Source organism: Dolichospermum circinale AWQC131C, assembly GCF_000426905.1.
GTDB lineage: Bacteria > Cyanobacteriota > Cyanobacteriia > Cyanobacteriales > Nostocaceae > Dolichospermum > Dolichospermum circinale.
Genome location: NZ_KE384624.1, coordinates 17,086 through 40,761, shown reverse-complemented (window position 1 = coordinate 40,761; position 23,676 = coordinate 17,086). Strand labels below are relative to the sequence as shown.

The window sequence follows — 23,676 nt, the reverse complement described above, 5'->3', positions numbered from 1 at the left end:
CAAGCTGGAGGAAGAATTGGTTTTTTCAACTGCCATTGTTTTAAGTCCTTGTTGTTGTTTTGATTTTCGGTTGAGCATTTCGCTCGACCCACATTTATATGAATATCACTGATTTCTGAAGATGTAAAGAACTTTTCTGTAAATAAATGTAAAGTTTATGAACCAAAAAGCCATTAAAAAGACATAAGTACCGAATCCGTACTACTGAAAAAATCTAGATAATATTTCTGATTTTATTTAGATTAAATTATTGATTCCTATGCAAAAAGTCAAGTATGATCATGTTTTATTTGTATAAATAAAGGTTAGTAATGATGAATTATTCTGGGTTTTACAAGGCTTTTGTAAATTAGGTTGGGATAAACAGCTTATGGGTAAAGCAACAAAGGCTTCCCTAATCAATCATCGAAAAATCACCTTTAAATACCGCGAGAGCATAATTCATATTTTATGTATTTTGTCAATAGGTTGAGCTTATTTTCAGTAAGCTTACGTAAGTGTCCTTAGGCTGACATGGAGGAAATTAAGTAATGTTACTAATGGCATCTACTTGTTTAGATAAATTACTCTAATTTATTAAGTTTATTTTTTTCAAAAATTATGTCCACAGAAGGAAATCCTGCTAATGTGCCACAGGAAGCTTTAACTGCTTTAGTGAACACTTTTGTACAGAAAGGTCATCCACGTCAATATGCTGAAGCGATGGCAACTTCAATCATTTTTCAGACTGATTTAGATTTACGAAATGCTCAGATTGCGAATCTCTTAGGCTGGTTAAAGCAGGATCACAATGATATATATCCCTTAGCATTGGATGTGGTTGGAAAAACTTCCGCAGAATTTGAACGTCGGGTTCGACAAGGTTAAGTCTCTAAACTTGATTTAGTGAATTTCCGAAAATTGGGTAAAAATTAGCTATTTCAGCTAATTTTTGCTCAAAATATATCTAACAAGATTCAGATCGCTGATTAACTTATTAAATGCACAACGGGAAAGTTGATAGGATGAGAATAAACAACTTGTGGCTACATTTCAAAAATATTAGGTGCTATGACTAATCTTAACATTGCTTCTCCTCTACGTGCGATTGCTCAACAAACTCGTCAAGCTGCAAGTAAGCTGGCCCTTCTTTCCTCTGAAGGGAAAAATCAAGCGATTGAAGCGATCGCTCAGGGGTTAGAATCAGCTAAGGATGATATTTTGCAAGCAAATTTGGCTGATTGTCAAGCAGCAATAGCGGCAGGAATCGCTAAACCTCTTTACAAAAGGTTGCAACTAGATGAACATAAATTAAGAGATGCGATCGCGGGTGTGCGAGATGTTGGTAAACTAGATGATCCAATTGGTCAAGTACAAATTAATCGAGAAATTGACAGTGGATTAATTCTTAAACGTATTACTTGTCCCTTGGGTGTTTTAGGGATTATTTTTGAAGCGCGTCCTGAAGCAGCTATTCAAATTGTTTCTTTAGCAATTAAATCAGGTAATGGTGTAATTCTCAAGGGTGGCAAGGAAGCGTTAAATTCCTGCGAAGCGATAGTTAAAGCCATTAAACAAGGATTATCTCAGACTGGTGTTAATGCTGACGCGGTGCAATTGTTAACAACCAGGGAAGAAATATTAGAACTGTTGCAATTAGATAAATATGTAGATTTAATTATTCCCAGGGGTTCTAATGCTTTTGTGAAATTTGTGCAGGATAATACTCGGATTCCAGTATTAGGTCATGCTGATGGAATTTGTCATATTTATGTAGATGAAAAAGCGGATATTGACAAAGCTATTAGTATTACCGTAGATTCTAAAATTCAATATCCTGCTGCTTGCAATGCCATTGAAACATTGCTAATTCATAGTAGTATTGCTGAGGAATTTCTTCCTCACATTGCCGCAGCTTTAGCAGCAGAAAATGTAGAATTAAGAGGAGATGAACGCAGTTTAAAAATTTTACCTAATATTGCCGCTGCCACAGAAGAAGACTGGAGAACAGAATACAGTGATTTAATTTTAGCCATTAAAATTGTGGATTCTTTAACAGAAGCAATATCCCATATTAATAATTATGGTTCTCGACATACAGAAGCAATCATTACAGAAGATATCACAGCAGCAGAAACTTTTCAAGGGTTAGTAAATGCAGCGGGAGTTTATCATAATTGTTCTACCCGGTTTGCTGATGGTTTTCGCTATGGTTTTGGTGCAGAAGTGGGAATTAGTACCCAACAAATGCCACCTCGTGGACCTGTTGGTTTGGAGGGTTTGATCACATACAAATATCAAATGTCTGGTAATGGACATATTGTGAAAACTTACACTGGTGCAAATGCAAAATCATTTAGTCATCGGGATTTATAATCATATTATTAATCTCGTTCCCAGTCAGAGACTGGGAATGCTGAATTGCGGCTCTGCCGCTAGTAACAGGGGAGGCAGAGCCTCATAGCTGGTATTCCTAGCCAGGAGTCTAGGAACGAGGTAATCATAAGAATGTTAAACCAAGGCTTTTAATAAAGCTTGTAGTTTAAGTTGCACTTCTGCAAATTCCTTTTGAGGATCTGAACCAGCAACAATGCCGGCACCTGCATAAAGTCTAGCATAATTACCATCAATTAAAGCCGAACGAATTCCGACAATAAATTCACAATTTCCTTCTCCGTCTACCCAACCTAAAGGCGCTGCATATAAACCTCTTTCAAAATTTTCATAACGGCGAATTTCGGTACAAGCAATATCTCTAGCTGCACCAGCAACTGCTGGAGTAGGATGCAATTTAGAAATGATTTGTAAGGGATGAATATTATTTGGGACTATGGCTGTAATTGGTGTCCATAAATGCTGGATATTAGATAATTGTCGGAGTCTGGGAGTTAAAACTTGTGGGAATAAACCTAGTTGAGATAAATGTTGAGTAATAAAATCCAGAACAAGTTTATGTTCGTGTTTTTCTTTAGTATTATTAACTAAGTTGTTAGCATTTGCAGTATCCTCTAGAGGTGTTTTACCTCTGGGTGCTGAACCTGCTAAAGCATCAGTAATTAACTGTTGTTTGTGAATACTAATTAACCGTTCTGGACTAGCACCAATAAAGTTTTGTCCTTGACCATTACTGGTAGAAAATACATGACAATTAGGATGTAATTGACGCAGATTATTTAAAGATTGTAGTAAGTTAAAATCTTGATTGTTAGTCACATCTAAGGTATCAGCTAAAACAATTTTGCTTAAATGTTGAGACTCAATTATTTCTAAAATTGATGAGACTGAATTTTTAAACTTATTCCCATTTTTAGTAATTTTTCTATAGCAATTAATGGGTAATTGATCAATAGTTATAGAGTAATTTATTAAGGATTTAATAATTTCTAAATGGCTTTGTAAATTATCTAATAATTTGGTAATATTTACCTGGGAGTTAATAGTTGTATTCATTATTAATGTACAACAATTATTTTTTAATACAATTTGCCAACAAGGCAAGAAAACCGTAGCAGAAGCAAATGGATAATCGCTTTGTTCATGGTGATCAAAAAAACTGAAAGTACAAAAAAAATGAGGTTGGGAAAAAGTCTGATTTTGCAGGGAAATAGAAATTATATTTTTCAGACAATTTTTGATAAATTCTTCTGATTTTATAAATCTATTCTTACCAAAGATTTCTATTTTATCTACAGTATCAATTGCGGCTATCGCTTCACCATTAATTCTATTTTCAAAATAAAAGTTTTTGGTGTTTTTTTGACTAAATTTATCGAAAACTAGCAAAGGATCAACTAAACCAATTTCCACGGGAATGCTAACAATTTTACTATTATTATGACGACGGCAATTGTCTTGAACCTCTAATAGTAATTGATTGAGGTATTTGTAGTCTACAAAGGTGTGGCTGCGACATGGTGAAATGGTCATGGATGTATAAGTTAATTTTTATTAAGTTCTCTTCCTAAAATGTCATAAGTCATGATGGTATTTCTATAGGTAACATAATTCAGTTACCATTAACCAGCATAGACTAAGGGTGATTTGGGGGTTCATCCTGTTTTGGTGGCAAAATAGCAGATTTTATTGTAGGATATGAACCTGTAATCATAAAATTAGCATTTTTTGGTAATTTACAAAAATAAAACAATTTTAGATTGATTACACCAACAAGAGTAGGATATAAACACATAAACAAGCCAAATCTCAAATCTAAAATGACTGGTGAAGTGCCGGATAAAATTATAAGATTTAATTGACAACTAAAATTTTGGTAATTTAACTAATCAAAACCGATGACTTCAACTCAAATTTCACCACCTCAAGGTAAACTATGGATGGCGGCAATTAAACCGCCAATGTACAGTGTTGCTATTATGCCGATTTGGGTAGGTTCGGCTGTAGCATTTAGGGAAACAAAGATTTTTAATTTCACAATATTTTCTCTGTTTATTGCTGCGTCAATTTTAATTTTAGCATGGGAAAATATTAGTAATGATGTATTTGATGCCGAAACAGGAATTGATCAAAATAAACATCATTCATTGGTGAATTTAACTGGTAATAAAACCTTAATGTTTTGGCTGGGAAACCTGTGTTTAGGTTTGGGTTTTTTAGCAATAATAGCGATCGCTCTTTGGCAAAAAGATCCGACAATTATCGTTATAATTCTATTATGCTGCGGTTTGGGCTATATGTACCAAGGTCCTCCTTTTCGTCTAGGATACCAAGGTTTAGGCGAAATTCTTTGCTTTTTTGCCTTTGGTCCTTTGGGTATGGGTGCTGCCTATTATAGCCAAACTCAAACCTGGTCTAGTAGGAATTTAGCAGCTTCCATAATTTTAGGCCTTGTTACCAGTTTAGTGCTATTTTGTTCCCATTTTCATCAAGTTGCAGATGACATAGCCGCAGGAAAAAAATCTCCAATTGTCCGCTTAGGAACTCAAGCAGGTGCAAAGGTTTTGGTGGTATTTACTACTATTATTTATCCTTTAATATTGCTGTTTGTCATCTTGAATATTTTCCCAATTTGCACATTATTAAGTTTCTTGAGTTTACCTTTTGCGGTAAAATTATGTCGTCACGTTTTAGAAAATCATCACCAACCAGATAAAGTTAGTAATTCTAAATTTATCGCTATTAATGTTCATTTTTTAAGTTGCTTATTTTTAGGTTTAGGATTTATATTTGGTTAAGGAATTTTCGGAAAATAAGTGATCTGAATCAGGAAAAAACCACAGAGACACAGAGGACACGGAGAAATGAGAGGTGCAGAGTTTTTTTATTTGTAAGTACCTAATGAGTTATCAATTTTCTTTTCGTTACTTTAGCCAAAAATTCACAAATCCTATTATTACTAATCATGGTGTTTGGGAAATCCGCGAAAGCGTAATTATTCGCTTAATTAATGAGGAAAATCATGTTACTTGGGGAGAAATTTCCCCCATTTCTTGGTTTGGTTCAGAAACTATAGAACAGGCTTTAGATTTTTGTCGTCAACTTCCCAAAACAATTACCAAAGAGATAATTTTTACCATTCCCGATAACTTACCAGCTTGTCAATTTGCTTTTGAATCTTCAACTCACCCAGGTGGGTTTTGTCTGTGTAGCCGCGATTTCCAATCGCTAAATGCTAATTTAAATTTTACCTACAGCGGCTTATTATCAGCGGGAAATTTAGCTTTAAATCAATGGAATAGCTTATGGGAACAAGGATATAAAACATTCAAATGGAAAATTGCTGTTGATGATATAACTAAGGAGTTAGAAATATTTGATTTACTAATTTCCAGCTTACCAAATTCAGCCAAATTACGTTTAGATGCTAATGGTGGACTTACATATCAACAGGCTGAATTATGGTTGAATAAGTGTGATAAATTCTTACCTAAAATCGAATTTATCGAACAACCTTTACCAGCAAATAAATTTAGAGAAATGTGGGAATTAAGTAATTTATATTCTACCCCTATAGCCTTAGATGAATCTATCACCAATCTTCAACAATTAGAATCATGCTTTCAACAAGGTTGGGAGGGAATTTTTGTGATTAAACCAGGAATATTTGGTTCACCATCTAGGTTAAGAGAGTTTTGCAAAAAACATCAAATTGACGTTGTATTTTCATCTGTATTTGAAACAGAAATTGGCAGAAAAGCCGCATTACAATTAGCAGCAGAATTATCTACAAATAACCGCGCGGTTGGTTTTGGTGTTAATCACTTTTTTAAAAAACAAGAATTAAACTGGCTAGAAAATCTATGGAAAACCTTTTAGATAATGTCGAAAATCATCATTGGCTAATTTGTGATCATAGCCATGAATTACCACGGATAGCAACAGAATTATATTTAAAAATAACCCAGTTGTCAACTCCAAAAATCATGATTGCGGAAAGATCACCAGTGAGATTTATAGCCAGTTTTATTGCTGCTTGTGCGGCTAAATGTCCAGTTTTTCTTTGTAACCCAGATTGGGGTGAAGATGAATGGGAACAAGTTTTTAATTTAGTCCAACCAGATCTAGTTTTAGGAAGAGAAAATAACTTTGCAAAATCAGTAATTACTAATTATGAATTACCAATTAATAATACTATTATGATTCCTACTGGTGGTTCATCAGGAAAGATTAAATTTGCTATTCATACATGGGAAACATTAACCGCGTCTGTGGAAGGATTTACAGAATATTTTGCCATAAATTCAGTTAATTCATTTTGTATATTACCATTATATCATGTGAGTGGATTAATGCAATTTATGCGTTCTTTGACAACGGGAGGTAAACTAGTAATTACCACATCTAAAAGATTAGAAACTTGTGAAATACCAAATATTAACCCAGCGGAATTTTTTATATCTTTAGTTCCCACCCAATTACAAAAGTTCGTGCAAAATCCAAAATTAACCCAATGGTTATCAAAATTTGCTACTGTTTTTTTAGGGGGTGCGCCACCTTGGGAAGAACTATTAGAAAAAGCGAGATTTCATCAAATTAGATTAGCACCTACTTATGGAATGACAGAAACCGCTTCTCAAATTGCAACTCTTAAACCTGATGAATTTTTAAAAGGTAAATTTAATAGTGGTAAAATTCTTCCTCATGCTAAAATCATCATTGATAATCAACCAGGAAATATAAATATTCAAAGTAAATCATTAGCATTAGGTTATTATCCACAAATGTGGGAAAATAGAAATAGTTTTGTAGTTGATGATATTGGTTTTTTAGACAGTCAAGACTATTTACATATCATGGGCAGAAATAGCGACAAAATCATTACAGGTGGGGAAAATATTTATCCCCTAGAAATTGAAACAGCGATTAGAAAAACTCAAATGGTAACTGATGTTTGCGTAATTGGAATAACTGATAAATATTGGGGACAAGCATTAACAGCCATTTATGTTCCCAAAGATGAAAATATTTCCCATAGAGAAATTCAAACTCAACTAAAAAATCAACTGAGTAAATTCAAAATTCCTAAACATTGGATTTCCCTAGCTAAATTACCCCGTAATAACCAAGGGAAAATTAACCGTCAAGAAGTGGAAAAAATAGCTGAGGATTTTCTAGCTCATATCCCGCACTTCATTTCCTGATATTCCTTGTGAAAAATCAAGGTATATCTTCATTAAGACCTAATCAAATCTGAGTCCTATATCGAACCTAATTCGACATGAAAATACTATTTTATTTTCAGTAAACATTGTTACTAAATAATTAAAAATATTGATGGCTTTATCCCTTGTCTGTTTCCTGACAACTCACCGGTAAATAAGGGATACGTAAAATATTGCTATTTTCAATTATTTCTTAATCAAACTTCAAATTTGTTAACAAATCTATCTACTAATAACTAAAATTTTGGGTTTGTAACAATTAATTTATATTTGTTGTCAAATTCTTCTCTTAGTTAGATACTAGGAATACAACAAAGCAATTATTTTTATGAACGCTATTTCTAATCTGGAATTTAAACGCTCAACTTGGCAAATAGCCATTCTCTTGACTTTGGGCTTTTGGCTGAGTGCTAGTCTGGTTTTAGATTGGGTAATTATGCCTAGTCTTTACTTTGCTGGCATGATGAACGAAGCTAGTTTTTCTGTAGCAGGTTATGTAGTTTTTTGGAATTTTAATCGCCTAGAATTATTAGCCGCTACTGTGGTTTTAACTTCTGTATTAGCTATCAGCAAAACTCAATCTAATTGGCGTTTGGGTAGTATTGCATTATCTGGAATACTGTTAACAGTAGCATTACTAGATACTTATTTCTTAACTCCCCAAATGTGCGCTCTAGGAGCTAATTTCAGCTTACTCGCTAGTGATCCAGTTCCAGCAATCATGAACTTATTACACAGCGGTTACTTCCTGCTAGAGGCCTTTAAGGTCATAGCAGGAGGTATACTTTTAAATTGGTGTTGGCGGGAAATTTAAGCCTCATCAGTGTTAGGTAAGAGTAGACGGATAGCGAGAAGCGCAAATCCAATGGCAGCGATCGCTTTTAAAATGCGTGTAGGTAAAAATTCAGACACCGCACCACCGGCTAATGCTCCCAAAAGACTAGTTAAGACTAAAGCACCAGCTGTACCAAAAAATATAGCCTTTCGAGATTGTCCTTGTCCAGAAAGAGCGATCGCTGCTAACTGACTCTTATCACCTAATTCTGATAAAAACACTGTCACAAAGCTCAGTCCTAAAAGATTCCAGTCCATATTTTCCTCGGTTGACAATATTTGACAATATTACAAAAATTAACCTTGAATGACATCCCAGACCAACATGAGGGAAATTAGTAGCAACATGACACCGGCTGATTTTTCAACCGTTTTAGGGCTGAGTTTTGTAGAAATCCAACCACCTAATAATACTCCTAATAAACTAGTAGTAATTAATGCTACGCCAGAACCGAGAAAAACTACCCAAGGGGCATGGGATTCCGCACTCATTAACAGGGTGGAAAGTTGAGTTTTATCACCAATTTCCGCGAGAAAAATCGTGATAAAGGTTGTCCCAAAGACCATAAATACAGATGTTTTGCCTTTGGGATCATCCTGAACTATAGTCTGATGTGACTGGTTTTCGGTTGCAGATAATTTAGGAATGCTGAATGGTGCAGTATCAATTTTCACGGTCGTTAGTTTGGTCTTTCAGTTGTTTTCATATTCCTTTCATTTTCTCATATTGTTATCATAAATTGCAACCTGATTAAATTAAAAACCCACAGCTTGATCAAAACGGATTTGTTCTAAACTGCGATCGCCATAAACCCCTTCAATCTGCTGATGACAGCAATCAATCGCAAAATCATTTACATCCTCTGCTTCAGTACCATACATTTCCGCAAAGGTTTCCGCTTCTACACGACAAAACCGAGGACGGTGAGGATAAATTTTACACTCCCTCGTACCATGATCATAATTTACACACCATCCCCCTTCCCCTACCATACTGAGATAAAGTTCTAAATCCGGTGGTGAAAGATACTCTTCTAAGTCTGGACGATCCGCTGGTGTTAAGTTACAGCAAGCCCCACACTGAGATATACATTGCCAAGTAGCCATATTTTTAACCTTCTGCTATTCCTGCTATTTTACTTTTTTATGACTTTTTCTATAATTTTGTGAACTAAATTAAATTTTAGATCCCCTAAAAAGATATGATAAATTACGGGTTTGGCTATGAAATTATTAAATCTTTTTAAACCATTAAATCATTGGGAGGAAAAAATGGACATTTTAGCTAACATCAATTGGGAAGTTGTCTTACAGTTAACTTGCGTGGGACTAATTGTGATTTCAGGTCCTATAGTCATCTTTGTCCTAGCATTTCGCAACGGCAACCTGTAAATTAGTTAATGGGTAATAGGTAACAGTTTATCTCATCACCATTACCCATTGATAATAACCGGGGTTAAATCCCCGCTTAAAAAAGTTTTAAATCTTTAATTCGCAACACAATTTGATAAAGCCCGCATTGCATTTTCAATAATTCCCTCATATATAGGTTGAGATAAGTTTACCTGTGCCGCATTTTCGCGGTTGAAACCCAACAGACCAAATTTATCATCTGGCCGCATCACTAAAACCTTACCTTCAGAATTTTTCACCCTTAATTCTTTACCCATGCCATTGTCATAAATTCCACAAGTATATTGACGCTGTTGATATTCAAAACTCACCGTTGATAAATTTGATGAATTAGTGAAAAGTTGGAGAATATGATTTGGGAGTTTTGCACCAATTAACTCAATTTCAATATTAACTTTACCATTAAAGTTATTTTCCCGCAACTTGTAAGCAATATCTAATCTTGATGGTAAAGGAAAATAATCACCCCAGCGCCATGCTATTCCTTTAATTTTCACCAAGCTATTGTCAATATTTTGAACTACAGTTAATTTAATATGACCCTTACCAACGATTTTTTGTTCAATGACTTGGACATTAGGAGTCCAAAATATAGGATCTGAATTATCAATACCACAGGGATGGAGAATATTCAATTGTTGAAAAAGATCCTCATTAATTTCGTGAAGATTAATTTGAGCATCAATTTTTAAAAGAGGTTTGAGGTGTTGAATTTCTAAATATCTATTTGCAAATTCCGACAACCGCAGTCGAAATTCTGGTAAATTTACCGCTGGTAAAGAAAATCCTCCCGCAGCTTTGTGTCCTCCAAATTTATTTAATAAATCCCGACAACTATCTAAAGCTGCAAATACGTGAAATTCAGGAATTCCCCGCGCTGAACCGCGAATTATGCTGTGATTTTCATAAGTACCAATAAACACAGGAACACCATAACGTTCTAGTAAACGAGAAGCCACAATACCAATGACACCATGATGCCAATTATCTTTGATCATAACTAATACGCGGTCTTTTTGTAAAGAGTTTATATATAAATCCTCAACCATAGAAATAGCTTCTTGTTCAATTTCTTCACACATTTGCTGACGTTGAGTATTAGTTTGTTCACACTGAATAGCTTTAGCTAGTGCGATACTAAAATCATCAGTTGTCAATAGATCAATGACAACTTGTGGATCACCAATTCTACCTATAGCATTAATTCGCGGTCCTAATCGAAAACCAATATCTTCCGGTTTTAAAGATTTTGAATTTTGGTTTTTTTCTCCTTCACTAGCTTGCACTCCTGCAATTTGAATTAATGCTTGTATCCCTGGTAAATTAGATTTTGGTAATAACTTTAAACCCCGTTTTACCCAGCGACGATTTACACCAGTTAAAGGGGCTAAATCAGCAATAGTTCCCAAAGTAAATAAAGCTAAAAGTGGTTGGACTAAGCCTTTAATTTGCCCTAACTGTTGTGCTAAACAAACTGCTAAAATATAAGCCACACCCACACCAGCTACACCCCGATAGAGAGAAGATTCAGCTATTAGTTTTGGGTTGAGAATTGCATTAGCTGGAGGTAATTTTTCGGGAATATCATGATGATCTGTGATAATAACTTTTAAACCTAATTCTCTGGCTTTGGTAATAGGTTCAACAGCAGAAATTCCATTATCTACAGTTAGAATTATTTTTACACCTTCATCATAAAATTCTTGAACAATACGGTTATTAATCCCATAACCATCGTGCATTCGACTAGGAATAGCATAATCAATATCAGCACCCAAAGCCCTAAGACTTCTTAATAGTAATGCAGTGCTGGTCATACCATCTGCATCATAGTCACCACAAATAGCTATTTTATCATGATTGGCGATCGCTATTTCTAATAATTCCACACTAGCAGCTAAATCGGGAAATTCTGCCAGAGGAGAAGGTAAAATCAGAGATTCGGGTTCTAAAAATATCTTTGCATCTTCTGGAGTTTCCATGCCCCGATTAATTAATAATTGGCCGATAATGGGGGAAATATTCGTTAAATTTGCCAGTTTTTCGGCTAATTCTGGATTTAATGCTGCAATTTGCCAGCGTTGATTAGGTAAGCGTTTGGTAGATTGATGATTAGTCATTGGTCATTTTGGTTGAGTAAACTAGACCTATATTTTTTTAGATTTTATCAAATTATGTCACTTTCATCACTGATTATTCATTTGATATTTTTACTTTCATCTATATTTGTGTTTTTAAATACTATATAAATCATTTTTTTAGATATAAAATATGTTTCTCAACAGTCTATAACAACAGATAAATATTTTATAATCATTGTGTAGCTACCGTTGCAAAAACAACTCTCACAAGTATTTTTTGACCATTTTAGGTGGAGATAATGACTTACAATTCAGAAGAAATGCAGCAAATTCTCGAAGTCGCTTTTAAACGTAAGCAACAAGGAGAATATACAAGAGAGCAAATAATAGAAATAGCCTCAGAATTAGGTGTTTCTTCAGAATCTTTGCAAGCAGCGGAACAAGAATGGTTAAAAAATAACGCAAAAGTGAAAAAAGAACAAATGTCTCATAGTCAACAACGAAAAGAATTTAAATCACACCTATTTGCTTTTATGGCAATTAATGGTTTTTTAGTGTTATTAAATTTAGTAGTTAGTCCCGGATATTTTTGGGCAATTTATCCCATGTTAGGATGGGGTTTAGGTCTATTACTCCATGGAATTAAAGTTTACACAAGTAATTCCTAAAACATAACCCCGACTTTTGCAAAAAGTTGGGGTTATTCAGACTGATGCCGTAATTTTTAAAATAGAGCTTTCAGAAAACATAATTTATGTTACAATCAGATAGCAGTCGAAAATTAATCAGTTTAATCAGTAAATAACTCAAGACCACAAATGCTATCAAGTTCCAGAAAATTTATCAAAACTTGTCAAAATTATTATAAGTATTATTTCTGGATAACAAATAATTATGAAAATATTCACTATTGGACACTCAAATCATACAATTGAAACATTTATTGAACTGTTACATCAACATCAAGTAACAGCCTTAGCTGACGTGCGTTCTAGTCCCTATAGTCGCCGATTTCCTCAGTTTAATCAATCAGCTTTAAAAACAGCCCTAAAAACCGCAAATATCGCTTATGTTCCCCTGGGAGATAACTTAGGCGCTCGTCCCCGTGATAGAAACTGTTATATAAATGGTATGGCTCGTTATGATTTAATTGCTGCCACAGAAGCCTTTAAAGTTGGCTTAAATCGTCTAATTCAAGGTTCAGAAAAATATCAAATTAGTTTAATGTGTGCAGAACAAGACCCCATTGTTTGTCATCGAGCTATTTTAATTTGTCCACATTTAAAAAATGCTGGTTTAGAAATTTATCATATCCATAAAAATGGAGATTTAGAATCAAATGAAGACTTAGAAAATAGGGTATTAAAACAGAATAACTTATATAAGTTATCCAAATTATCCGCTGATTTGCAAAGTCATGTTAAACAGCTTTCTCTATTTGATTTGCAACCCATACAAACCCTAGAAAAACCTCTTTCCCGTGCCGAATTAGTAGAAAAAGCATATCAATTACAAAGTGAAAAAGTAGCTTATACAGAAACAACAGATGATGATTAAACAAGTTAATTTATTTACTATTGGCTTCACACAAAAAAAAGCCGAGCAGTTTTTCGAGACCTTAACAAAAGCAGGTGTGAAGCGAGTTATTGATACTCGTTTAAATAATGTTTCCCAACTTGCGGGATTTGCGAAAAAGACTGATTTACAATATTTTCTCCAGAAAATTTGCGGAATTGAATATATCCATATTCTTGATTTAGCTCCCACAAAAGATATTTTGGATGCTTATAAAAAGAAAGAAATTACTTGGGATAGCTATGAGCAGAAATTTAATCAACTGATGACACAGCGACAAATTGAAAGGAAGTTATCTATAGATATCATAGATAAAAGTTGTTTATTGTGTAGTGAGTTAAAACCCCATAATTGTCATCGTCGCTTAGTAGCTGAATATTTGCAAATTAACCTAGAAAAAAATATCAAAATTCATCATCTTTAAGTATAATATTAGTTAAGGTGCTAATTAAAGTTTAACAATGCTGTGGTTTGATATTATTTGTCTTGCTAAATCTACTAAGCATGGCGGAATTTGTCTTGCAGGTATTAAAACCGATGGTACAGGGTGGTTACGGCCAGTTTCTAATAAAAAAGATGGAACTCTATATCCAGAACACTACACAGTGAGAGATGGTAGAGAAGTACAATTATTTGATGTGGTGAAAGTTCCTTTTCTTAGATATGAACCAAAATGTCATCAACCTGAAAATTATCTCATTCATTATAGTTATAAATGGCAGATTTTAGGACAGGCTACTTTAGAACAAGTCCGAGAATTAATTAAACCAGAAATTAAAAAAAATTCTTCTGAACCTAAGTTATTAGGTAATTTCGAGAAACGTATCCGTTACGAAGATTTAAAGATATCACCAATTAGACATTCATTAACAATGATTAATCCAGAAAATTTAAATTGGGAGATTAAATATAATTCTTCAAACAAGAAAACTTACAGATGTCTTTTTTATTTATGTGGTCATTTTTATGACTTACCAATCACAGATCCAGTGTGGATAGACAAACTTAGTTTTTTAGAAGAGGGAATATATTCCTGTGAAAAGGTAATCGAAAAACTCAACTTGAACAATTTTGAACCTGATCAATTTAGATTAACAATTAGTTTAAGTGAACCTTTTCAACCTCAATTTCAAAGTGAGGAAATATTTTGTTATAAATTGGTGGCATCTGTTATTAATGTTACCGATATTATTAAACGTTTAAGATGGTAAATATTCCTAAATGATTTAATAATTGGGGAATTTAAATCTATCAAAAGAATTAGCTTATTACTAAGCACACAGTCTTAAAAAGATGTTAAAAATATGTTTAAAATAAAGATCCTTGACTTCTTCAAAAAATCAAGGATCTTTTTTATTTGCAAATTCCCCTCATATTTAAGTTTAAGATCTACTACAGTGCCATTTTGGACTTGATAATTATTCAACTATATTCCCTATTTTGGAACTAGCTAATGTTGGTGTGGTGAAAATTTGTGAATACAAATTTGCAGGTTGTTGACGAGCGACAACTGGTAAAACTTGACGAGCATGAGCCGCAACCTCCACTGTTTTCACATCATAAGCTTGTGTGATCATCTTAGGATAAAAACCAATGCCGATGATAGGAATTAACAAACAAGCAGTAATAAACAACTCACGAGGCTTAATATCAAGAACTACAGCATCTAAATGCAATTCTTCATTCTTGTCACCATAGAACACTTGACGCAGCATAGAAAGTAAATAAATGGGTGTTAAAATCACACCAACTGCTGAGAGAAAGATGATGACAATTTTGAAGCCGGAACTGTAAACATCACTAGTAGCAAAACCCAAGAATACCATCAATTCACCGACGAAACCACTCATACCAGGTAACGCTAGAGAAGCCATTGCACCCATGGTAAAAAGGGCAAAAGTTATTGGCATTACTTTAGCCATACCGCCCATTTTATCCATCATTAAGGTGTGAGTACGTTCGTAAGTGACACCGGATAAAAAGAATAAACTAGCAGCAATTAAACCGTGAGAAACCATCTGTAATACAGCACCATTAATACCGATTTCTGTATAAGATGCAATCCCAATTAACACAAACCCCATATGGGCAATTGAAGAGTAAGCCAAACGGCGTTTGAGGTTGGTTTGTGCAAAAGCACAACAAGCACCATAAACAATATTAACTACACCTAAAACTACTAAAACGGGAGCAAAGTTGATATGAGCATCAGCCAACATCTCCACATTAAAACGAATTAGGGCATAACCACCCATCTTTAACAATACACCCGCTAAGATCATTGAACCAGGAGCAGACGCTTCACCATGAGCATCAGGCAACCATGTATGGAAGGGAAAAATAGGTAATTTGACACCGTACGCAATCAAGAAACCGGTATATAGTGCCAGTTCTAAAGCTTTGGGATATTCTTTCATTCCCAATTCTGTCATGTTGAAGGTCAAATTATCACCATAGAAAGCCATGGCAAAACCAGATACCAATATAAGTATGGATGCAGCAGCAGTATAGATAATAAATTTGGTAGCTGCGTAACGGCGGTTTGCTCCTCCCCAAATGGAAATTAACAAATAAACGGGTACTAACTCAATTTCCCACATCAAGAAGAACATTAACAAATCCTGGGCGAGGAATACACCCAATTGGGCGCTGTACATTACCAACATCAACGCATAAAATAAACGCGGCTTATTGGTTACTTTCCAAGCCGCGAATACTGCGAGTGTGTTAATTAAGCCTGTTAATAGTATCAGGGGCATTGATAAACCATCAACCCCCAAAGACCAATTAAAGCCAATTTGAGGTATCCAGGAATAGCTTTCTGTCAGTTGTAGGGCTGAACTTTGGAAGTCATAACCTTGCCAAAGAGCGCAGATAATTAATGAAAAATCTAATAGTGCCACCCCCAAACCGTACCAGCGCACTGTTTTACCTTCTTTATCGGGAATGATCGGAATTGCCAGGACCGCCACTAAGGGCAGGAAAATTATGGCTGATAACCAAGGGAATTCTATTGTATTCATAACTGTTGACAATATATTTTTGGTTTTGCTTTTGTTTACATTATATTAAGAAATTTTTACTTTTGTAAATGATTTCTTGTGAAGATCTCCAGTTTTGTGGATTTTATTAGTAATAAATACCTACTGAAGTCTGGTGCAAGTCCATTCTAAATGTAAATTTTTGTGATGTCAACAAAAAAACAGCGCTATTAGTCGCTGTCTTTAGTTATAATTCCCCGGCTAAGGATAAATTTAAATTTTCACAAGGTTGTTGAGGATGCTTAAACAATACGGTTGACAATCGTCCACACTTGACAATCTGATCTAACATAGGGGACAGAAATGGTCTTAAAGCCCGTGATGAAAGGTTTGTAGTAAACTTGCCAATACATAGGACTAAGTTCGTCAGCGCAGGTTTTGAGGAGTTTAATTTCCTTGGCCAGTTCCCCTGCTAGTTCATTAACTCGTTCTGCATGAATTTGAGCAATTTTTTTGGCTTCTTCTAGCTGTGCTTCTTGTTGGGATATGCGGATAGAAATAGGTAAATTCCTATTTAGATAGACTTTCCTTTGTTCTATTTGCTTTTCTAGGAAAGATATTGCATCATCTATGCCTTTAAGTTCAGCAGATAATTGGGCATTTTCCCTAGCTTGACGACGATAAGCTTCAACAATGGCTAAATGTGAATCATTTTCGCTCAATTCTACATGATTATTAGTCAGCATAGCCCGTTCTTGCCTAAGTGCCTGGATTTGAGATTTCAGTTCTGCTATTTCTGACTGAATTTTCTCCATATGTGTTATGACTGGTAATGGGTAATGAGTAATTGGTAATTGGTTTTTCATCACCCATTACCAATGGAAAATACAAAATTTAACCAAATTTAACATTTAAAATGTGGTCGTCCCCTGCATATCTAGGTTAAATATTCGCACAGTTGAAGTGATGCCAGTTTGCAACCAAGCATTTTTCATGGCTAATTCTACTAATTTTGCCCTGCTTGTATCTACTAAAGCCAAAAGTGTCGGACCAGCACCACTGATTACCATACCATAAGCGCCAGCATTTATAGCAGCGTTATTAACAGCATCATAACCAGGGATTAAAGCTTGACGGTAGGGTTGATGTAATTTATCTTGTAGTGCGGCTTTTAACCATTCTTCCCGATTAGTTGCTAAACCGCGTAACAATAAACCGAAATGAGAAATATTGAAAATCGCATCATCACGACTTATTTCTGCGGGTAGAACCTTCCTTGCTTGTGAGGTTGATAACTCAAAATCAGGAATTGCTACCACTGGTACTATATCTCGATGCCAGGGAATATCGCCAATTTCCCAACAATTGTGACTAGTAGCAGCCAGACGACAACCACCCAATAGTGCTGGTACTACATTATCAGGATGTCCTTCCATAGCGATCGCTAATTTCATCACCTCCAATTCAGACAAAGGCCTACCAGCCAACTCGTTAGCTGCAACCAACCCACCGACAATAGCCGTCGCGGAGCTACCCAAACCCCTAGATAAAGGCACACCCAACTTAATCCTTATTTTAACTGATGGTGCTGTTTGTTCTATATGCTGATATAACTTAACAAACGCCTGATATAAAAGATTACTCTCATCAGTTTGTACCTTTTCCGCCTCCATACCGGAAACTTGAATCATTAAGCCATTGACATCGAGAGTAGTAAATTCAAATTCATTGTAAAGCTTTAAAGCTGCGCCAATGCAATCAAAACCCGGACCCAAATTTGCAGTCGTGGCGGGAACTTTAACAGTAATGTGAGAAAATACAGCCATTGAGATTAATTCAAAATTCCAATATAAACTACTTCATCTTACAGAAACACTAAGTAAGCGTAAAGCTCAGTTGGAGGCAAATATCCTATGGAAAATTCAGGAATTTTCCATACAAGTGTTATCGGTCACGCTGCCCTGATTTAATTTAGAGAAAGAAGATATCTGATCTAAAACTACTCAATGCTAATGTTTGTCTAATTCACTTGACGAAATCTATCCATAGAGTTATACTCATTGACATTCTGTGAAATATGGAATAGTTAGTTATTCATTAGTCAAATATCGTAATTCATTTTTACATTGATTGCGAGGGGTAAGAGTTTTGAAAACTGTATAGTTTAGTTAATGTTTGGCGGATGACACGCCTCTTACGGGTATCGTATCACGTAGTATCCCCTGTCCGTTCAGGGTATGTTTCTGTGGACGTGCGTAACAGGAAGAAAAAACCAAAATCAGGTGCGTAAATTTATCTAGTTTTTGGGAAATTTTTTACAGAGATTATGATTGAATAAAAATGTGGTAAATTCAGTTAGTTAATATGAGAGTATCTATGACATCATTAGTGGAATCCAAAGCCAAGGTATTAAGTGATTCATCAAAATTGGAGACGGGTCGTTGGCTGATTCTTGTAGGTGAAGATGATACCGTCAAATTTGTTCATAAGTTTTTACTCCATAAATCATTAAAAGAATTAGTTATCCTTACTGAAAATCCCGATAATATAACTGATATCTGCAACTTAAAAGAAACAGAAGAGACACAAACCCAGATAACTTATGGTGGAAAACTGAGCAATTTACCGGAATGGAGTCAGCAATCCTGGTCTGGCGTAATTCTGGGAACTCAAACAGACCTCCAGAAGACCCAACTGGAAAGTTTGATGCAACTGCGTCTGAAAGGTATTCCAGTTTATCGTCTACCCGATATTTGGGAAACCTTATATCAAAAAATCCCCTCCTCATTACTTGAGGATGAGTGGTTTACCTTTAGTAGTGGCTTTGAATTAGTATCTAGTCATACCCAACGAAAAATCAAGAGATATACAGATATAATAGTCACTATACTATTATTTTTTTTACTATTTCCGCTCATGGTTTTGGTAGGACTGATGATTAAACTAGATAGTCCAGGCCCGATTTTCTATAGCCAATTGCGAACCGGACTCAACGGTAAACCATTTCGGGTTTACAAGTTCCGTTCCATGTATCAAGACGCTGAAAAACAGGGCGCACAATGGGCAAGCCAACGTGACCCCCGCATTACCAGAGTAGGACATTGGTTACGACTTCTGCGAATTGACGAACTACCCCAGATTTGGAACGTGTGGCGCGCAGAAATGAGCCTGATTGGTCCTCGTCCAGAAAGACCAGAATTTGATGTCAAGCTCAAACAAGCGATTCCTTACTACGAACTGCGTTATTTAGTTAAACCAGGAATTACAGGTTGGGCGCAAGTCCTTTACCCCTACGGTGCTTCCATAGAAGATGCCTACGAAAAGCTGTCCTACGACATATACTATATCAAAAACTATTCCCTCTGGTTGGATTTAGTCATCGTTTTTAAAACCATCAAAGTCGTCTTATTAGGTAAGGGCAGATGAATCAAAAAGTCTTGGTGACAGGCGGTGCAGGCTATATCGGTTCTCATGTAGTCCGTCAACTCGGAGAAGCCGGTTATGACCTAGTTGTCTATGACAACTGCTCCACAGGTGTGCCTAAATCTGTACTCTACGGTAAACTAATTATTGGTGATTTAGCAGATATAGACCGCCTTTACCAAGTCTTTGCCAAACATCAATTTAGTGCAGTACTTCACTTTGCCGCCAGTCTAGTTGTACCAGAATCGGTTGCTTACCCCCTTGATTGCTACGCTAATAATACCCGTAATACCCTAAATTTGCTCCGCTGTTGTAGTGTCATGGGCGTTAACCAATTAATTTTTTCTAGTACAGCCGCAGTTTATGGAGAGCCTCAAGAAAATCCGGTGACGGAAAATACTCCAACCCTACCGATTAACCCTTATGGACGCTCCAAACTGATGAGCGAATTAATGATTCGAGACTACGCCCTAGCATCTTCTATGCGGTATATAATACTGCGTTACTTTAACGTCGCCGGAGCCGACCCCGGCGGAAGAATCGGACAGAACTCAGCAAATGCAACTCACTTGATTGCAAATGTTTGTAATGCTGCCCTGAAACGCCAATCAGAATTAAAGATATTTGGCACCGATTTCCCCACCCCAGATGGTACAGGAATCCGAGATTATATTCATGTTGAAGACCTAGCGACAGCCCATGTAGATAGTTTACGCTACTTGGAACAGAACGGAGAAAGTCAAATTCTCAACTGTGGTTATGGCAAAGGTTATAGTGTTAGGCAAGTTGTGGAACAGGCCAAAGCTATTTCTGGGGTAGATTTTCCCGTGATTGAATTAGAACGTCGTCCTGGAGACCCAGCCTGTGTAACAGCTTGTGCGGATAAAATTAGGCAGGTATTGAATTGGCAACCCAAATATAATAATTTAGATGATATCATCTATAGTCATCTAGCTTGGGAAATGAGTAAGCTAAGAGATATAATAGAACTCACCGGTTAACAAGACTCGTTAGTTGTATTTTTATTTAGTTCGGCTCAACAACTCCCCCGCATTGATTTATCGAAAGATGGTGTTAAGGACGGTATTAACAGAAATTAAGATCCAACCAAAAGCCTGAAATCGTTAAATAGCAGGACTTACGCAAAATATAACGAAAGTAGAGGTAATTCATGAATTACCTCTAGGTGAAAATTGCGATTTCATTTACCTCTTGCGTCAGTCATAAATAAATTTTAAAAATCACTTTATTTAATGAAATAGTATATGTCTATAAACCAAGAAGACCAGGATTCCATTGATATTCAACAGTATTGGCTGATCTTAAAAAGACGTTGGTTCGTCGCCTCAGTTGTGATGGCCTCCGTCATCTCAGCCACAGCCTTTGTTACTTACACACAAAAACCAGTTTACGAATCACAAGGTAAGCTCGTTTTTACCAAAAAAGATACGGCTTCATCCTTGTCAAGTCTATCAGACAAGATGGGAGAACTGGGAGGACTCACAAACCTCAGCAACCCAGTTGATACCGAGGCCGAAGTCATCCGTTCCAATCCCATTATCATCAGAACTATTAATGGGCTAAAGCTCAAGGATAAAAAAGGCGCACCCATGTCCATGGATGCTTTCCTGAAAACACTCAAGCTCAAGACTATCCGAGGGACGGATGTAATGGAACTTTCCTACAAAAGTACCGATAAACAAGAAGCCGCCAATGTAGTTAATTCCTTGATGAAATATTACCTGGAGAGTAATATACGCACTAACCGTGCCGAGGCCATGTCCGCCCGGGAATTTTTGTCTCAGGAGTTACCAAAGGTAGAAAAACGAGTTACGGAAGCAGAAATAGCTTTGCGTCGTTTTAAAGAAAGGAATCGGGTTGTAGCTTTAGATGTAGAAGCCAGAGTGAGTTTGGAATCTTTAGGAAAGCTAACTGAGGCCATTACCCAGAGCCAAGGGGAATTGGCCGCAGCTTATACTCGCTCAGTAGCATTACAAAATGAAATGAAACTGACTACACAACAAGCCGTTGATTTAAGCACTCTAAGTCAATCCCCTGGGGTACAGCAGGTACTAACAGAATACCAAAAGACACAACACGATCTAGCCATAGCACGAACCCTTTATACCAATGATAACCCCAAAGTTGTTGATCTATTATTGAAAGAAGCAGCCCAGAAAAAAGAACTAGCAGCACGAGTTACTCAAACCGTTGGTAATTCCAACTCCTTACCCAAACAGAACTTGCAGATAGGAGAACTCAAACAAGCATTAACTCAGGATCTAGTCAAGTCAGAAGTAGAAAGATTGGCCTTGACAAACCAAGTCGGGGAATTACGAAAGGTATTTATGGTCAATAAAAGCCGTTTAGATAGCTTACCTCGACTCGAACAACAACAGTTACAGCTACAGCGACAGTTGATGGTAGCACAAACCACCTACCAAGAACTGCTGAGGCAATTCCAGTTAGTTCAAGTCATGGAGAATCAGAATGTAGGTAATGCCCGGATCATTTCGGAGGCTTTAGTGCCTGAGATTGCCGTCTCTCCCAAAAAGCCTCTAAATTTAGCACTAGGTGGCTTTTTGGGACTCCTCCTGGGTGCAGGGACCGCACTCCTGTTAGAATCTATGAACCAAACCCTGAAAAATATTGAAGAAGCCAATCGGTTTTTGGGCTTCCCTCTGCTGGGGACAATTCCCCAATATGGTGAAAACAGGAGGAAAAATCCCGTGGAAGGTCTGCTGGAAGTGCCTTTACTGGATCAACCTTATTCACCAGTCAGTACATCCTTGGAAATGCTCAATACTAACCTGGGCTTCACCATTTCTGACAAAGAGTTACAGGTGATTTTGCTCACTAGTTCAACATCTGGAGAAGGTAAATCTTTTGTGGCAGCCAATCTGGCGGTAGCCGCATCTCATGTGGGAAAACGCGTGCTGTTAATAGATTGTGATATGCGTCGTCCCCGTCAGCACCGCATTTGGGAAATACCCAACCTGCTGGGCATGAGTAACATCTTAGCCGGTCAGAACGAGGTAAAACCAACTATCCACACAGTATTCTCTAATGTGGATATGCTACCAGCCGGAAAAATTCCGCCTAACCCAGTGACACTTTTAGATTCCCAGCGTATGGTTGACTTGATTGAGAAAGCCCGCCAGGATTATGATTTTGTGGTCATTGACGCACCACCATTGACAGCCGTTACTGACCCTCTGATTATCAGCAAGTTTGCAGATGGGATATTATTGGTTGTCCGTCCTGGCCTGGTGGAATATTCAGCGTTGAAGTCCGCGAAATCATTACTCAATCAGTCAAAAGCACCTGTTTTGGGCATGGCCGTGAATGGTGTTAGTGAGGAAAGCGGTTATGGTGGTTACTACTATTATAGAGGTTATAGGGGTTATTACCGGGAAAGAGAAGAAACCAGTAAGAACAACAGGTCTGAGGAAATTAATCGGAAATAAGGCTTGACTTTATTGCCTTCCCATGCAACACTTTAAAAATAAAATGTGTTAACCTTTATTGGTTAAAGACAAACAAAGTTTTTACATCTGTAAGGTTAATTGAATGATCACTGTTTTGGGAGTTGAGCTTTGATGGTCTTAGGATCTCAGTTCCTTCCTCGCAACCTGCTCGTAACTGAGAAGGCCGGAGTAAGTGAAAGCTGTATCTAATTATGGTATGATGGTAATATGGTGCGATCGCTAACCAATTCAATACTGATGGAAAAAACCGATTGACCTTGGTTAACTACGTTAGTTGTGTATC

22 protein-coding genes are annotated in these 23,676 nt (G+C 36.3%); 14 read left to right on the top strand and 8 right to left on the bottom strand.

Annotation, left to right across the window (positions count from 1 at the left end; genetic code table 11):
• Positions 1 to 600: 600 nt before the first annotated feature.
• A complete protein-coding gene (locus tag ACIR131C_RS0115305; RefSeq protein ID WP_028084274.1) occupies positions 601 to 867 on the top strand; it encodes a hypothetical protein in 267 nt (88 codons plus the stop codon).
• A gap of 183 nt (positions 868 to 1,050) precedes the next feature.
• Positions 1,051 to 2,355 carry a glutamate-5-semialdehyde dehydrogenase gene (locus ACIR131C_RS0115300; protein WP_028090906.1) on the top strand — a complete coding sequence of 435 codons (1,305 nt, stop codon included), beginning with the start codon at positions 1,051 to 1,053 and terminating at the stop codon, positions 2,353 to 2,355.
• Positions 2,356 to 2,490: 135 nt separating this feature from the next.
• Here ACIR131C_RS0115300 and ACIR131C_RS0115295 read toward each other — a convergent pair whose 3' ends face one another.
• Complete coding sequence (locus ACIR131C_RS0115295; protein WP_028090905.1) at positions 2,491 to 3,906, bottom strand: isochorismate synthase; 1,416 nt, start codon at positions 3,904 to 3,906, stop codon at positions 2,491 to 2,493.
• A 365-nt stretch (positions 3,907 to 4,271) separates the two neighbouring features.
• On the opposite strand from ACIR131C_RS0115295, the gene menA reads away from it, so the two are divergent.
• The 4 genes from menA (at position 4,272) to ACIR131C_RS0115270 (ending at position 8,412) form a co-directional block, all read left to right on the top strand.
• On the top strand, positions 4,272 to 5,171 hold the full coding sequence (gene menA / locus ACIR131C_RS0115285) for a 2-carboxy-1,4-naphthoquinone phytyltransferase (RefSeq protein ID WP_028090904.1): 900 nt from the start codon (positions 4,272 to 4,274) through the stop codon (positions 5,169 to 5,171).
• A 103-nt stretch (positions 5,172 to 5,274) separates the two neighbouring features.
• Entirely contained in the window at positions 5,275 to 6,252 is a 978-nt protein-coding gene (locus ACIR131C_RS0115280) for an o-succinylbenzoate synthase (protein WP_028090903.1), read from the top strand.
• Complete coding sequence (locus ACIR131C_RS0115275) at positions 6,237 to 7,577, top strand: 2-succinylbenzoate--CoA ligase (protein WP_028090902.1); 1,341 nt, start codon at positions 6,237 to 6,239, stop codon at positions 7,575 to 7,577. The genes ACIR131C_RS0115280 and ACIR131C_RS0115275 overlap by 16 nt, the downstream gene beginning before the upstream one ends.
• Before the next feature lie 349 nt (positions 7,578 to 7,926).
• The gene (locus ACIR131C_RS0115270) at positions 7,927 to 8,412 is read left to right on the top strand and encodes a DUF4149 domain-containing protein (protein ID WP_028090901.1); all 486 of its coding nucleotides are present in this window, start codon (positions 7,927 to 7,929) and stop codon (positions 8,410 to 8,412) included.
• Here ACIR131C_RS0115270 and ACIR131C_RS0115265 read toward each other — a convergent pair.
• The 3 genes from ACIR131C_RS0115265 to ACIR131C_RS0115255 form a co-directional block, all read right to left on the bottom strand.
• The gene (locus ACIR131C_RS0115265; RefSeq protein ID WP_028090900.1) at positions 8,409 to 8,690 is read right to left on the bottom strand and encodes a TMEM165/GDT1 family protein; all 282 of its coding nucleotides are present in this window, start codon (positions 8,688 to 8,690) and stop codon (positions 8,409 to 8,411) included. The two genes, ACIR131C_RS0115270 and ACIR131C_RS0115265, sit on opposite strands and share 4 nt — an antisense overlap.
• A gap of 39 nt (positions 8,691 to 8,729) precedes the next feature.
• Entirely contained in the window at positions 8,730 to 9,107 is a 378-nt protein-coding gene (locus ACIR131C_RS0115260; protein WP_028090899.1) for a TMEM165/GDT1 family protein, read from the bottom strand.
• An 81-nt stretch (positions 9,108 to 9,188) separates the two neighbouring features.
• On the bottom strand, positions 9,189 to 9,539 hold the full coding sequence (locus ACIR131C_RS0115255) for a YkgJ family cysteine cluster protein (protein WP_028090898.1): 351 nt from the start codon (positions 9,537 to 9,539) through the stop codon (positions 9,189 to 9,191).
• 165 nt (positions 9,540 to 9,704) lie between these two features.
• Here ACIR131C_RS0115255 and psb30 point away from each other — a divergent pair, with 165 nt between their 5' ends.
• A complete protein-coding gene (psb30, locus tag ACIR131C_RS0115250; RefSeq protein WP_028084264.1) occupies positions 9,705 to 9,824 on the top strand; it encodes a photosystem II reaction center protein Ycf12/Psb30 in 120 nt (39 codons plus the stop codon).
• Positions 9,825 to 9,919: 95 nt separating this feature from the next.
• On the opposite strand, the gene recJ is transcribed toward psb30, so the two are convergent.
• Positions 9,920 to 11,965, bottom strand: coding sequence for a single-stranded-DNA-specific exonuclease RecJ (gene recJ / locus ACIR131C_RS0115245; protein ID WP_028090897.1), 2,046 nt, complete (start codon positions 11,963 to 11,965; stop codon positions 9,920 to 9,922).
• Positions 11,966 to 12,225: 260 nt separating this feature from the next.
• On the opposite strand from recJ, the gene ACIR131C_RS0115240 reads away from it, so the two are divergent.
• From ACIR131C_RS0115240 to ACIR131C_RS0115225, 4 genes are all read left to right on the top strand, one after another.
• Positions 12,226 to 12,594, top strand: coding sequence for a 2TM domain-containing protein (locus tag ACIR131C_RS0115240; RefSeq protein WP_028090896.1), 369 nt, complete (start codon positions 12,226 to 12,228; stop codon positions 12,592 to 12,594).
• 226 nt (positions 12,595 to 12,820) lie between these two features.
• A complete protein-coding gene (locus ACIR131C_RS0115235; protein WP_028090895.1) occupies positions 12,821 to 13,483 on the top strand; it encodes a DUF488 domain-containing protein in 663 nt (220 codons plus the stop codon).
• Complete coding sequence (locus tag ACIR131C_RS0115230) at positions 13,473 to 13,925, top strand: DUF488 domain-containing protein (RefSeq protein WP_231395471.1); 453 nt, start codon at positions 13,473 to 13,475, stop codon at positions 13,923 to 13,925. The genes ACIR131C_RS0115235 and ACIR131C_RS0115230 overlap by 11 nt, the downstream gene beginning before the upstream one ends.
• 37 nt (positions 13,926 to 13,962) lie before the next feature.
• The gene (locus tag ACIR131C_RS0115225) at positions 13,963 to 14,712 is read left to right on the top strand and encodes a dual OB domain-containing protein (protein WP_028090893.1); all 750 of its coding nucleotides are present in this window, start codon (positions 13,963 to 13,965) and stop codon (positions 14,710 to 14,712) included.
• 207 nt (positions 14,713 to 14,919) lie between these two features.
• On the opposite strand, the gene ACIR131C_RS0115220 is transcribed toward ACIR131C_RS0115225, so the two are convergent.
• The 3 genes from ACIR131C_RS0115220 to thrB all read right to left on the bottom strand — a co-directional run bounded on the left by ACIR131C_RS0115220 (position 14,920) and on the right by thrB (position 18,308).
• Entirely contained in the window at positions 14,920 to 16,524 is a 1,605-nt protein-coding gene (locus tag ACIR131C_RS0115220; RefSeq protein WP_028090892.1) for an NAD(P)H-quinone oxidoreductase subunit 4, read from the bottom strand.
• 260 nt (positions 16,525 to 16,784) lie between these two features.
• Entirely contained in the window at positions 16,785 to 17,297 is a 513-nt protein-coding gene (locus ACIR131C_RS0115215) for an AAA family ATPase (protein ID WP_028084259.1), read from the bottom strand.
• Between the two features lie 96 nt (positions 17,298 to 17,393).
• On the bottom strand, positions 17,394 to 18,308 hold the full coding sequence (gene thrB / locus ACIR131C_RS0115210; RefSeq protein WP_028090891.1) for a homoserine kinase: 915 nt from the start codon (positions 18,306 to 18,308) through the stop codon (positions 17,394 to 17,396).
• A 550-nt stretch (positions 18,309 to 18,858) separates the two neighbouring features.
• On the opposite strand from thrB, the gene ACIR131C_RS22905 reads away from it, so the two are divergent.
• The 3 genes from ACIR131C_RS22905 (at position 18,859) to ACIR131C_RS0115195 (ending at position 23,372) form a co-directional block, all read left to right on the top strand.
• Positions 18,859 to 19,908, top strand: a complete 1,050-nt coding sequence (locus ACIR131C_RS22905) for an exopolysaccharide biosynthesis polyprenyl glycosylphosphotransferase (protein ID WP_417033480.1) — start codon at positions 18,859 to 18,861, stop codon at positions 19,906 to 19,908.
• Positions 19,905 to 20,906, top strand: coding sequence for a UDP-glucose 4-epimerase GalE (gene galE, locus ACIR131C_RS0115200; RefSeq protein WP_028090890.1), 1,002 nt, complete (start codon positions 19,905 to 19,907; stop codon positions 20,904 to 20,906). Before ACIR131C_RS22905 ends, galE begins: the two co-directional genes overlap by 4 nt.
• A gap of 264 nt (positions 20,907 to 21,170) precedes the next feature.
• A complete protein-coding gene (locus ACIR131C_RS0115195; RefSeq protein WP_028090889.1) occupies positions 21,171 to 23,372 on the top strand; it encodes a GumC family protein in 2,202 nt (733 codons plus the stop codon).
• Positions 23,373 to 23,676: the final 304 nt, after the last annotated feature.